We start from the raw sequence: 12910 nt of genomic DNA, 5'->3' as shown, positions 1-12910 counted from the left end.
TACGTGTTAACCCTGCTAAATCTTCTGTCTGCCGTGGCCCTGCTGGTGTGGGGCACCCATATCGTTCGTACCGGGATCATGCGCGTGTACGGGGCCGATTTACGCCGTGTACTCAGCCGCAGCGTTGAAAAAAAACCGATGGCGTTTCTCGCCGGGATTGGCGTTACCGCGCTGGTGCAGAGCAGTAACGCCACCACGCTGCTGGTCACTTCGTTTGTGGCGCAAAACCTTGTCAGCCTGACGCCCGCCTTAGTGGTGGTGCTGGGGGCTGACGTCGGTACCGCCATCATGGCGCGTATCCTGACCTTCGATCTCTCCTGGCTGTCGCCGCTGTTTATCTTCTTTGGCGTGGTGTTTTTCCTGAGCCGCAAGCAGACGCGCGTCGGTCAGCTGGGGCGCGCCAGTATCGGCCTCGGTCTGATCCTGCTGGCGCTGGAGCTGATTGTCGCCGCCGCCCGTCCCATCACTCAGGCCGCTGGCGTGCAGGTGCTGTTCTCCACCCTGACCGGCGATATCATGCTGGATGCCTTAATTGGGGCGGTGTTTGCCATCATCAGCTACTCCAGCCTCGCGGCGGTGCTGATTACCGCCACCCTCACCGCCACCGGGGTGATCTCCTTCAAGGTGGCGCTGTGTCTGGTGATTGGCGCCAACCTCGGCAGTGGCCTGCTGGCGATGATCAACGCCAGCGGATCGAACGCCGCGGGGAAACGCGTGGCGCTCGGCAGTCTGCTGTTCAAACTGATCGGCTGTATCGCCATCCTGCCGCTGGTCAATCTGGTCGCCGATCTGCTGGAAAAGCTGCCGGTTAATGACGAAGAGATGGTGATCTTCTTCCACGTTTTCTACAACCTGATTCGCTGTCTGGTGATGGTGCCCTTCGCCGATCCGATGGCGCGTCTGTGCCGCCGGATGATCAGCGATGATGCTGAAATTGACGCGCGCCTGAAACCAAAGCACCTCGACAGCAGCGCGCTCGACACTCCCGCGCTGGCGCTGGCCAATGCTGCGCGTGAAACGCTACGTATCGGCGATGTGGTTGAGCAGATGCTGGAGGGCTTCAACAAGGTGGTGCACGGGGAACTGCGCGAGGAGCGTGCCGTGCGCAGGCTCGATGACGATGTCGATGTGCTCTACACCGCCATTAAACTCTATCTGGCGCGGATGCCGCGCGAGGATTTGGCGGAAGCGGATTCACGCCGCTGGGCCGAGATCATTGAGATGGCGCTGAACCTGGAGCAGGCGGGCGATATTATCGAAAGGATGAGCGCCGACGTGGCCGACAAAGCGCTGACCGCGCGGCGCGCCTTCTCGCCGGAAGGACTGGAGGAGCTGAATACCTTGCAGGAACAGGTGCTGAATAATATGCGTCTCAGTCTGTCGGTATTTCTGTCGCAGGATGTTATCAGCGCCAAACGTCTGCGCCGTTCCAAGCATCGCTTCCGCATTCTGATCCGCCGCTTTTCCCACGCGCATGTGGAACGTCTGCACCGCAACAACGTGCAAAGCATCGAAACCAGTTCGCTGCATCTGGGGCTGCTGGGGGATATGAAGCGTCTGAATTCGCTGTTCTGCGCCGTGGCGTATACGGTGCTGGAGCAGCCGGATGACGAGCGGGATGATGAATAAATAAGTGCGGGCATTGACCAGGTCGGCATTAATGCCGACCCTGGGGTTTTTCGCCTGCGCTGCACTATTCACCGGGTCGGCATTAATGCCGACCCTGCGGTTTTGTAGGGTGCGCATTCATGCGCACCGTGGTTACGACAGCAGCGTAAACGCGATCATGCCAACAATCGCGCCGGTGGTGCCCAGAATGGTTTCCATCAGCGTCCAGGTCTTCAGGGTTTCACCTTCACTTGCGCCGGTGAAGCGGCCAAACAGCCAGAAACCGGCGTCATTCACATGGCTGATAATGATGGAGCCACCGCCGATACAGATGGAAAGCGCCGCCAGCTGCGCGCCGCTGTAATGCAGCGGTTCGATCACCGGCATCACCAGCCCGACAGTGGTCAGGCAGGCGACGGTCGCCGAACCCTGAATCACACGCACCGCGCCGGAGAGGATAAAACAGGCCAGCGCAATCGGCAGACCTGCGCCAATCAGCGCATGGCCCAGCACCGGACCGACGCCGGAATCCACCAGCACCTGCTTGAACACGCCGCCCGCACCGATCACCAGCAGAATAATCCCCGCCGGTTGCAGTGCGCTGCCGCATACCTGCATCACCTTCTCTTTATCCATGCCCTGACGGTATGCCAGGCCATAAATCGCCACCAGACAGGCCAGCAGGATCGCGGTGAACGGATGGCCGATAAATTCCAGCCACTCATACAGACGCGTATCCGGCGTGGTGAAGCGTGCGCCGATGGTTTTCAGGCCCACCAGCAGCAGCGGGAACAGGATCAGCGCCAGACTGAAGCCAAACGACGGCAGCTTGCTCTCTTCCACATCCGGCTGATGATCTTCCGGTGGCGCGCTGAAGGTCACATGCCGGGAGATCAGGTTGCCGAACAGCGGACCGGCGATAATCATGCCGGGGATTGCCGCGCAAAGACCCAGCAGGATCATCCAGCCGAAATCGGCGTGCATCTGCGATGCCAGCAGCATCGGCGCCGGTCCCGGCAGCAGGAACGCCGCAGAGGCCGCTACCCCGGCAAACAGCGGGATCACCAGCTTCACCAGGTTATCGCCGGTACGACGCGCCACGGCAAAGGCGATGCTGATCAACAACACCACCGCCACTTCAAAGAACAGCGGCAGCGCGCAGATCAACCCGGCAATGCCCATCGCGTAGTGCGAGCGGCTTTCACCAAAGGTTTTCAGCATACGGATTGCAATCTGATCGACCGCGCCGGTTTCATGCAGGATTTTGCCGAACATCGCGCCCAGCGCCACCACGATAGCGAGGAAACCGAGCGTACCACCCATGCCTTTTTGCATGGTGTCGGCAATTTTGTCGAGCGGCATACCGGAGAACAAACCGGCGCCAATGGACACCAACATCAGGGCGACAAAGGCGTGCATACGCGCTTTCATCACCAAAAACAGCAGCAGCAGGACAGAGCCTGCTGCGGTTAACACTAGCGTTGCGGTACTCATGACTAACCCTTGTTGATTGCTCCCTTGATGGTCGCAACCGTGGCCGCAACTACCTCATCCAGTGAATGATTAATATCAACCACCAGTACATCGGGTTCGTTCGCGCCGGGTTCTTCCAGCGTGGCGAATTGCGTCACCAGCATCTGTGGTTTGAAGAAGTGGCCTTTGCGTGCTTTCAGACGCGATTCGATGGTCTCGAAATCGCCTTTCAGATAGATGAATTTCAGGTTGTGGTTGCCCTTACGCAGAATGTCACGATAGGACTTCTTCAGCGCTGAGCAGACGATGATGGAGATTTCCTGAGTACGCTGCATGGCAAAGGCGGCATCGTTCAGCGCCTGGAGCCACGGCTGACGATCGTTATCGTCCAGCGGATGACCATCAGCCATCTTCATGATGTTGCTACGTGGATGCAGGAAATCACCGTCAAGAAACGCGGTGTTGAGTTGGTGTGAAACCTGATTAGCGACGGCAGACTTTCCGCTGCCGGACACACCCATCAGGATAAAAACGTGGTGCGACGGGGATGGCGTTGTCATTATTTTGCGCTCCGGCAGTTATTCCTGCCAATGTTACCGATAACAAATTCGATTGACATTGTCGGGACCCGCTCACGGGCTGGCAACCTTTTTACCAGGAAAAGCACGAAAGTGTGAACTGGCTCAAAAAACCGCCAAAATCAGATGCTGCCACCTTCGGCAATTTCAAACCCGATATCCAGCGGCTGAGAGACGGAGTGATCGCCGCCAATCCGCGCCAGCAACATCGCCGCCGATTCCCGCCCCATCCGTTCACGCGGGGTCAGCACCGTCGCCAGACGCGGATTCACCACCTGAGTGATATCGTGGCCGTGAAAACCGGCAATCGCCATCTGCTCCGGTACGCGCAATCCCTGACGCTGGCACTCAAACATCGCGCCAACCGCAAGGTCATCGTTGGTACAAAACAGGCTGTCGGTTTGCGGATGGCGCTGTTGCGCCTCACGCAGCAGCAGCGCACCGGCACTGAAAGACGAAGCATCTTCGATCATCACGCTGTGCGGCGTTAAACCCGCCTCACGCATCGCCTGTTCGTAGCCGCGCTGTTTCTGGAGAGTACGTTCATCAAGGCGTGCGCCCAGGTAAACGGTGTGGCGATGGCCTTTTTTCAGGATAGCACGGGTCATCTGACGCGCCGCTTCGACGTTATCGAAGCCAACGGCCATATCAAGGCAGGGCGAGACCGAGTCCATCATTTCAATCACCGGAATGCCCGCCACTTCCAGCATCCGCAGGGTGCCCGGCGTGTGGCTGCGTTCCGTCAGGATCACGCCATCAATGTTCCAGCCCAGCAGCGAGCGCAGTTGCAGTTCTTCTTTCTGCGGGTTGTAGCCGAAGTGCGCCACCAGCGTTTGATAGCCAGCCTCATCGGTGACGGTTTCAATACCGCGCAGCACGTCGGCAAAGACCTGGTTGGTCAGGGAGGGGAGCAGCACGCCGATGGCACGGCTGGTGGCGTTGGAGAGCATGTCCGGCGCGCGATTGGGGATGTAACCCAGCTCATCCAGCGCGATAGCGATTTTGTCACCCAGCGCGGTGGAGACCTGCCCAGGGTTACGCAGGTAGCGGCTGACGGTCATTTTTGTGATGCCGACGCGATCGGCAACGTCCTGTAATACCGGTCTTTTCTTCTTCATCGTGAGCGCCTGAGGTCAGAGATACGCTGAGTCTAACATTAAATTGTCATCGGATTGTAAACGAGGCGTAGAGTGGCGGGATGATGATAGCGTGGTCGAAAAACGGGCAAAAAAAAAGCCAGCACCCGAGCTGGCTAAGAAATACTGGAAGCAATGTGAGCAATGTCGTGCTTTCCCGGTTTGTCAGGAGGACGTCCCGGGACCGCATGACAATAATAATCATTATCATTCGCGTCTGTAAAGGTCTTTTAAGAATTATTTTCTGTTGATCTGTTGCTTAAATTCCTTGATGTTAAAGGGGATTTTTCTATTTTGCATAAGGAGCCGCACCATGAGTCAGATCGCTGTCCGTCACACCACGCCCGCCGATGCCACCGCGCTGTTCCAGCTGTATAGCCATGCAGAGACCCAGGCAAATACCCTGCATCTGCCGCTACAGTCACCGTCACTGTGGCAGGAACGACTGCAAAATACGCGTCCTGGTGAGCAACGGCTGGTGGCCTGCATTGATGGACAGGTGGTGGGGCAAGCCACGCTAAGCGTGATCGAGATCGCCCGTCGGCGTCATACTGCGACGCTGGGTATGGGGGTTGATCCGGCCTTTCATCGCCGTGGCGTGGGATCAGCGCTGATGGCGGCCATGGTGGATCTGTGCGACAACTGGTTGCAGGTGACGCGCATTGAACTGACGGTATTTACCGATAATGTCGCGGCAATTGGCCTGTATCAGCGCTTTGGTTTTGAAATCGAAGGCACCGCACGCCGCCATGCCATGCGTAACGGTGCAATGGTGGATACCCATTATATGGCGCGGCTAAAAGGGTAACCCCAGGTGCGCATAGATGCGCACCCTACAATTTATGGCAACCGCCTGTTAATACCCTGCACTCAAATCATCAACTGAACGCGGATCTGACGCGCCGTAACGCGTGCCATCCGGCCCAATCATAATGCTCTGGGTGCTGCCCATCGCGGGCAGCACCTTCACATGCTGACCTTTGCTCTCCAGCAAACGCAGGGTGTCCGGGCTGAAGCCCTTCTCGACGCGCAGCTGATCCGGCAGCCATTGATGATGGAAGCGTGGCGCATTAGTCGCTTCCGCCACGTTCATCCCGAAATCGATGCTGTTTACCACCATTTGCAACACGGTGGTGATGATGCGGCTGCCGCCTGGGCTGCCGGTCACCAGCCAGGTTTTGCCGTCTTTCGCCACAATGGTCGGCGACATGGACGACAGCGGGCGTTTGGCCGGTTGCACCGCATTGGCCTCACCGCCGACTAAACCGTACACATTCGGCGTACCCGGCTTGGCGGAGAAGTCATCCATCTCGTTGTTCATCAGGATGCCGCTCTGCCCCGCCACGATACCGCTGCCAAAATAGGTGTTCAGCGTGTAGGTCACGGCGACCGCGTTGCCGTCTTTATCCACCACCGAGAAATGGGTGGTCTGATTGCTTTCGTAAGGGGCCAGCTTGCCCGGTTTGATCTCTGCCGATGGACGCGCCTTGTTGACGTCAATCTGCTGCGCCAGCGATTTCGCGTAGGCTTTGCTGGTCAGCGCCTGCTGCGGCACCTTGATAAAATCCGGATCGCCCAGGTATTCCGAACGGTCGGCATAGGCGTATTTTTCCGCCTCGGCCATCACCTGCATCGCATCGGCGCTGCCGAAACCCATCTTCGCGAGGTCGAAGTTTTCCAGGATATTGAGGATCTCAACGATATGGATCCCGCCTGACGACGGCGGCGGCATGGAGAACACTTCATAACCACGATAGGTGCCGCTCACCGGTTTACGCTCCACGGCGTGATAGGCAGCCAGATCCGCTTTGCCAATCAGGCCGCCGTGCTGCGCCATCTCGCCCGCGATCTCATCGGCAATTTTGCCTTTATAGAACGCATCCGGCCCCTGTTGAGCAATCAGTTGCAGGCTGTGCGCGAGGTTTTTCTGCACCAGCCGATCGCCCTTCTGGTACGGCTGACCATCCGCCTTGTAGAAAATGGCGCGGCTATTGTCATGGTGGATCAGGGTCTCTTTGCCGTAGGTGGCGAGATCGTCCGCCAGCGCATCGTTAACGATGATGCCATTGCGCGCCAGTTTGATCGCCGGTGCCAGCAGGGTACTTAACGGCAGCGTGCCATATTGATGGGCGGCCAGCGCAAACCCGGCCACGGTGCCCGGCGTGCCGGAAGCCAGATGGGAAGTGAGTGATAACTTACTGTCGGCATTGCCCTGCTTATCGAGGAACATATCGCGCGAAGCCTGTGCCGGGGCCATTTCGCGGAAGTCGATGGCGGTGGTGTGGCCGGAAGCGGTGCGCAGCAGCATAAAACCGCCGCCGCCAAGGTTGCCAGCCTGCGGATGGGTGACGGCCAGCGCGAAGCCCACTGCCACCGCCGCGTCCACCGCATTGCCGCCCTGCTTCAGAATATCGACACCCACTTCGGTCGCCGTCGCATCCACCGATGCCACCATGCCGTGCTTCGCCTTCACCGGGTGGAAGGTGTCGCTATCCACACCGTAAGAGACCGGTGGCGCGCTATTGGGCGCCGCCTGCGCGCCCTGTACCACGGTAAAACTCATCAACAACGCCCAGCCCAACTGGCGCACACAACCTTGTATCCTCATGCCGCTACCATCCTTTTCAGTTGTTTACATTTGTTATCATTGATGCAAGTGTTTACAAACACTGAAAAAAGATTAGCAGCTTCGTTAAATTCGGCGCACTCCTGGAACGGCACTTTTTAATATCGCATAAACTTATGACAGCCGCTTACGCGCCCGCATGGCGCAACTGACACACAGCACGGCGGTTTTGACGGAGGAATGACCATGAAAAAATGGCTGATTGTTTGCGCTGCGCTGCTGCCGCTAAGCGGCATGGCGAACATGCTGAATAACACCAATAATCCGAACCAGCCGGGCTATAACCCGAGCCAGCAACGGATGCAGACGCAGATGCTAATCCAGCAGCAGCAGGAAAAACTGAAGTTGCAGCAGGATCAGCAGCAGCAGAAACAGGAGTTGCAGCGCAAAATGCAGGAACATCGCGATAGCGCCCAGCAGCGCGTCATCACCACGCAGCCGGGCCAGCAGAACACCAATTAACGAAAGTCAGGACCGATGATATCGATGCGATCGGTACAGATGGCATCGACGCCCCAGCTCAGCAGCTCGCGCGCCCGCGCGGGCTGATTCACGGTGTAGACCAGAATATGCAGCCCCGCCGCCTTCAGCAGCGCGGTGCGTTGCGCATCCAGCAACTTGTGATTGAGATGGATCGAGACGCAATCCAGCTGCGACGTCAGCGCCTGCCAGTCCTCATGCCAGCTATCGAGCAACAACCCACGCGGCAGCTCTGGAACGGCCCGCATCGCCGCTTCCAGCGCCTCGAACGAAAACGAGGAGAGCAGCGGCGCGGTTTGTCCCTGCCACAGATCGCGCGCGGCTAATGCCACATCGCGCCCGGTTTCCACCTCTTTGCCGGTGGTCGGTTTGATTTCAATATTCGCCATCATCTGATGCTGACGGCAGCGCGCCGCCACATCGCTCAGCAGCGCCAGCGGTTCGCCTGCAAAATCTCCGCTGAACCAGCTACCGGCGTCGAGCTGCGCCAGTTTGTCCCACGGCAGATCGCCCGCGATGCCCCAGCCGTTGCTGGTGCGGTCGAGAGTGTCGTCATGCAGCAGGAAAATCTGCCGATCGTCGGAGAGTTTGGCGTCAAACTCGATCATCTGATGGCGATAATGCGCGCCCATATCAATGGCGGCGAGGGTGTTTTCCGGGGCCAGTTTACCGCCGCCACGATGGGCGACGATGGGCGGATAAGGCCAGTTGTGCTTACTCATTCCAGACGCTTTCCATGGGTAGAATCAAAAAAGTGTAACGCATCCGTCGGCAGATGGAGCCACAGCGTGCTGCCCGCCTGCGGGCGTTCGCTGTGCGGCAAACGTACCACCAATCGCGCATTACCGATACGACCATGCGCCAGATTATCGGCACCCAGCATCTCTAAGGTTTCCACCAGCAGCGGGATACCGCCCGCCTCGCGGCTGCTAAGCTGGATATGCTCCGGGCGAATGCCGAGCGTCAGCGGACGATTGGCCCACTTCGCTTTGCTGTCGCCGAGCGGCAGCGCATGTGACGCATCCAGCGTAAAACGCGTGCCATCGGCGTTAATCTGCCCCGGCAGCAGGTTCATGGCGGGCGCACCGATAAAGGACGCCACAAACTGGCTGGCCGGGCGTTCGTACACCTCAACCGGCGTTCCCACCTGCTCCACAATACCTTTGTTCATCACCATCACGCGCTGCGCCAGCGTCATTGCTTCCACCTGATCGTGGGTGACGTACAGGCTGGTGGTTTGCAGACGACGGTGCAGCTGTTGCAGTTCAAGGCGCATCTGCACGCGCAGACGCGCATCAAGATTCGACAGCGGTTCATCAAACAGGAATACCGCCGGTTCACGCACGATGGCGCGCCCCATCGCCACGCGCTGACGCTGGCCGCCGGACAGCTCGCGCGGGCGGCGCGTCAGCAGATGATCCAGCTCCAGGCTGCGGGCCGCCTCCAGCACGCGCTGGCGAATCTGTTCTTTGCCCATGCCACGGATTTTCAGGCCATAGGCCATGTTCTCTTCCACCGACATATGCGGGTAGAGCGCGTAGTTCTGGAACACCATAGCGATGCCGCGATCTTTCGGCTCCAGATCGGTGACGCGTTTGTCGTCGATATAGATATCGCCGGAGCTGACGCGCTCCAGCCCGGCCACCATACGCAACAGCGTAGATTTGCCGCAGCCGGAGGGACCAACCATCACCATAAATTCACCCTCGTTGATGGTGATGTTCAGGGGCTGAATGATCTGATTTTTGCCGTCATAGGACTTGGTGACGGTCTGAAGGGTTACGCCTGCCATTTTATTTCTCACTCTCCACCAGGCCACGCACAAAGGCACGCTGCATGACTAAAACCACCACCACCGGTGGGATCAGGGTTAATAACATTGCCGCCATCACTTCGTTCCACTGCGTCGGCCCGCCGCTGGTGTTGATCATACTTTTCACCCCGGCCACTGCGGTGCCAAGGCTGGCATCATTGATAATCAGCAGCGGCCACAGGTACTGGTTCCAGCCGTAGATAAAGGTGATAACGAACAGCGCCGCCAGATTGGTTTTCGACAGCGGCAGCACGATGTCCCAGAAGAAACGCATCGGGCTGGCACCGTCGATGCGCGCGGCTTCAATCAGCTCGTCCGGCAGCGACATAAAGAATTGACGGAACAGGAAGGTCGCGGTGGCCGATGCCATCAGCGGCAGCGTCAGGCCACTGTAGCTGTCCAGCATATGCAGCGTCGAAATCACCTCCACCGTCGGGAAAATACGCACTTCCACCGGCAGCATCAGGGTGATGAAGATCAGCCAGAAAAACAGCGTACGCAGCGGAAAACGGAACCACACCAGCGCAAACGCCGACAGCATCGAGACGGCAATTTTGCCCACGGTGATGCCAAGCGCCATCACCAGGCTGTTGAACAGCATCAGGCCAAAAGCCGGACCGCTGCCGTTAACGCCCTGGGTCCAGATGCGTGAAATGTTGTCCCACAAATGGTGGCCTGGGATCAGCGTCATCGGCACCTGATACACCGCGTTGTTATCCAGCGTCGCGGCAACGAAGGCGACATACAGCGGAAACAGAATGGTCAGCACGCCCAGTACCAGCAGCGTATGGCTGAAGATATCCAGCCCGCGTCGGTTCTCAATCATTGGTATTGCACCTTACGCTCGACAAAGCGGAATTGCAGGATAGTCAGGCCAATCACCAGCAACATCAGTACCACCGATTGCGCCGCCGACGAGGAGAGGTCCAGCCCGGTAAAGCCTTCGCGATAAATTTTGTAGATCAGCGTGGTGGTGGCCTGCACCGGACCGCCGCCGGTCGCCGCATCGATCACCGGGAAGGTGTCGAAGAAGGCATACACCAGGTTGACCACCAGCAGGAAAAAACTCACCGGGGTGATCAACGGCAGACTCAGGTTAAAGAAACGGCGCACCGGTCCGGCACCGTCAATCGCCGCCGCTTCCACCAGCGATTTGGGGATGGATTGCAGCGCCGCAAAGAAAAACAGGAAGTTGTAGCTCATCTGCTGCCAGATCGACGCCAGTACAATCAGGAACATCGCCTGACCGCTGTTTTGCGCGTAGTTCCAGTCGTAACCGATCTGATTGAGCAGATGGCTGAACAGGCCGAGACCTGGGTTAAACAGAAACATCCACAGCACCGCCGCCACCACCGGCGCCACCGCATAGGGCAGCAGCAGCAGGGTCTGATACAGCTTTTTCAGCCGCACCACGTAATCCACCAGCGCGGCCAGCAGCAGCGAAAACAACATGCCGCACACCGTCACCAGCGTGCTGAACTCAATGGTGGTCCAGAAGGACGCCAGGTAATACTCATCGCTGAACAGTCGTCTGAAGTTATCCAGTCCAACAAAGGTGCTGGAGAGACCAAACGGATCAAGGCTTTGCAGCGAATACCACAGCGCTTCACCCGCCGGCCACAGAAAGAAGATGGCGGTGATCACCAGCTGTGGCAGTACCAGCAGATAAGGCAGCAAACGGGAACGAAAAACGGGGCGTGATGATGAGGACATAGCAGACTCGGCCAGACAAAAAGATCGGGGCTGGCGATGAGGCCAGCCCCGGAGTGACGGTTACTTCACCTGCTGTTGAAAACGGCGCAGCAGTTCGTTTCCGCGTTTCACTGAGTTATCCAGCGCGGCCTGTGGTGACTGTTTGCCCGTCCACACGCCTTCCAGCTCCTCGTCCACGATGGTACGGATCTGCGGCATGTTGCCCAGACGCATCCCTTTGGTGAACGGCAGTGGATCTTTGTTCAGCATCTGACGCGTAGCGATGTCGGCGCCTGGGTTCTTGTCATAGAAGCCCTGCTGCTTAGTCAGCTCATATGCGGCGGTGGTGATCGGCAGATAGCCGGTTTTCTGATGCCATTCCGCGGCGATTTCCGGCTGTGCCAGGAACTGCATAAACTCGGCAACGCCTTTGTAGGTGCTGGCATCTTTGCCTTTCATCACCCACAGGCTGGCGCCACCGATGATGGCATTCTGCGGAGCGTTCGGCACCGTGGAGTCATACGGCATCATGCCGACGCCAAAGTTGAATTTGGCGTAGTGTTTGATATCCGCCAGCGAACCGGAAGAGGCGGTGGTGATACCGCAATCGCCGTTATAGAACTTGGCGGTGGATTCATCTTTACGGCCGAAGTAGGTGAAATCACCCTTCTTGTTCATGTCTTCCAGCATCTGGATATGGCGAACCTGGATCGGCTTGTTGAACTCCAGCACCGCGTCAGTGCCGTCAAAGCCGTTGTTTTTGGTTGCCACCGGCAGTGCGTGCCAGGCGCTGAAGTTTTCGATCTGGATCCAGCCCTGCCAGCCGCTGGCGTAACCGCAGGTCAGGCCCGCTTTACGCAGCGCATCGGCGTCTTTTGCCAGTTCCTGCCAGGTTTTCGGTGGCTGGTCCGGGTTCAGACCGGCTTTTTTGAAGGCGTCTTTGTTGTAGTACAGCACCGGCGTGGAGCTGTTGAACGGCTGGGAAATCAGATGGCCGCTGGAGTCGCTGTAGTAGCCCGCCACGGTGGGGACGAACTGTTTTTCATCAAACGCGATACCCGCGTCCTGGAATACCTGATGTACCGGCACGATGGCTTTGGAGGCCATCATGGTGGCCGTGCCGACTTCATACACCTGCAAAATGGCGGGCGCTTTGCCGGTACGGACCGCGGCAATCCCCGCTGCCAGGCTCTGTTCATAGTTGCCTTTGTAGACCGGGACGATTTTGTAATCCGGATGAGCCTGGTTAAAACGTTGTGCCAGAGAATCGACTTCTTTGCCTAACTCGCCTTCCATTGAGTGCCAGAAAGGGATCTCGGTAGCAGCCAGCGCATTACCGCTGAGCGCCAGACCAAGCAGTGCACTCATCAGGCGGGGACGAAGCGTAAAAGCGGACATAATGTTTTCCTGTGCGGGTAGGTACGCGCGAAATCGCGCATTTTTTTGTTCGCGAAGTAACATGACACGGGAAAATGACGGAAAAATAACAGGTTAATGACGGGAG

At 58.0% G+C, this 12910-nt stretch carries 12 protein-coding genes; 3 read left to right on the top strand and 9 right to left on the bottom strand.

Translation table 11 applies throughout. From position 1 onward, the window contains the following. Window positions 1-3 precede the first annotated feature (3 nt). Window positions 4-1629: a Na/Pi cotransporter family protein gene (locus AC6I8V_RS01530; protein WP_497844186.1), complete on the top strand. Its 1626-nt coding sequence runs from the start codon at window positions 4-6 to the stop codon at window positions 1627-1629. A gap of 132 nt (window positions 1630-1761) precedes the next feature. Here the strand turns inward: AC6I8V_RS01530 and gntU are convergent, their stop codons facing one another. The 3 genes from gntU to gntR form a co-directional block, all read right to left on the bottom strand. Next, window positions 1762-3102: a gluconate transporter gene (gntU, locus tag AC6I8V_RS01525; RefSeq protein WP_497844185.1), complete on the bottom strand. Its 1341-nt coding sequence runs from the start codon at window positions 3100-3102 to the stop codon at window positions 1762-1764. Window positions 3103-3104: 2 nt separating this feature from the next. Further along, window positions 3105-3641, bottom strand: coding sequence for a gluconokinase (gene gntK, locus AC6I8V_RS01520; protein ID WP_497844184.1), 537 nt, complete (start codon window positions 3639-3641; stop codon window positions 3105-3107). Window positions 3642-3781: 140 nt separating this feature from the next. Beyond that, on the bottom strand, window positions 3782-4777 hold the full coding sequence (gene gntR / locus AC6I8V_RS01515; protein ID WP_497844183.1) for a gluconate operon transcriptional repressor GntR: 996 nt from the start codon (window positions 4775-4777) through the stop codon (window positions 3782-3784). A gap of 331 nt (window positions 4778-5108) precedes the next feature. Between gntR and AC6I8V_RS01510 the strand changes: the two genes are divergently transcribed. Next, window positions 5109-5603 (top strand): GNAT family N-acetyltransferase, encoded by a 495-nt coding sequence (locus tag AC6I8V_RS01510; RefSeq protein WP_497844182.1) that lies wholly within the window; start codon window positions 5109-5111, stop codon window positions 5601-5603. 48 nt (window positions 5604-5651) lie between these two features. Here AC6I8V_RS01510 and ggt read toward each other — a convergent pair whose 3' ends face one another. Continuing rightward, a complete protein-coding gene (ggt, locus tag AC6I8V_RS01505) occupies window positions 5652-7403 on the bottom strand; it encodes a gamma-glutamyltransferase (protein ID WP_497844181.1) in 1752 nt (583 codons plus the stop codon). A gap of 204 nt (window positions 7404-7607) precedes the next feature. Here ggt and AC6I8V_RS01500 point away from each other — a divergent pair, with 204 nt between their 5' ends. Continuing rightward, a complete protein-coding gene (locus tag AC6I8V_RS01500; RefSeq protein ID WP_497844180.1) occupies window positions 7608-7883 on the top strand; it encodes a DUF2756 domain-containing protein in 276 nt (91 codons plus the stop codon). Here the strand turns inward: AC6I8V_RS01500 and ugpQ are convergent. The 5 genes from ugpQ to ugpB are packed head-to-tail and all read right to left on the bottom strand — an operon-like array spanning window position 7880 to window position 12804. Beyond that, window positions 7880-8623, bottom strand: a complete 744-nt coding sequence (gene ugpQ, locus AC6I8V_RS01495) for a glycerophosphodiester phosphodiesterase (RefSeq protein WP_497844179.1) — start codon at window positions 8621-8623, stop codon at window positions 7880-7882. The two genes, AC6I8V_RS01500 and ugpQ, sit on opposite strands and share 4 nt — an antisense overlap. Beyond that, entirely contained in the window at window positions 8620-9693 is a 1074-nt protein-coding gene (locus tag AC6I8V_RS01490) for a sn-glycerol-3-phosphate import ATP-binding protein UgpC (protein ID WP_497844178.1), read from the bottom strand. The genes ugpQ and AC6I8V_RS01490 overlap by 4 nt, the downstream gene beginning before the upstream one ends. Window position 9694: 1 nt before the next feature. Continuing rightward, the gene (gene ugpE, locus AC6I8V_RS01485; protein ID WP_497844177.1) at window positions 9695-10540 is read right to left on the bottom strand and encodes a sn-glycerol-3-phosphate ABC transporter permease UgpE; all 846 of its coding nucleotides are present in this window, start codon (window positions 10538-10540) and stop codon (window positions 9695-9697) included. Further along, window positions 10537-11427 carry a sn-glycerol-3-phosphate ABC transporter permease UgpA gene (gene ugpA, locus AC6I8V_RS01480; protein WP_497844176.1) on the bottom strand — a complete coding sequence of 297 codons (891 nt, stop codon included), beginning with the start codon at window positions 11425-11427 and terminating at the stop codon, window positions 10537-10539. The genes ugpE and ugpA overlap by 4 nt, the downstream gene beginning before the upstream one ends. Window positions 11428-11487: 60 nt before the next feature. Beyond that, window positions 11488-12804 (bottom strand): sn-glycerol-3-phosphate ABC transporter substrate-binding protein UgpB, encoded by a 1317-nt coding sequence (gene ugpB / locus AC6I8V_RS01475; protein ID WP_497844175.1) that lies wholly within the window; start codon window positions 12802-12804, stop codon window positions 11488-11490. Between the last annotated feature and the right edge of the window lie 106 nt (window positions 12805-12910).

Source organism: Pantoea sp. X-Soil-TKNS-1207 (assembly GCF_059730485.1).
The sequence above is the reverse complement of the archived record's forward strand: the minus strand, read 5'-3'. Positions and strand labels throughout refer to the sequence as shown.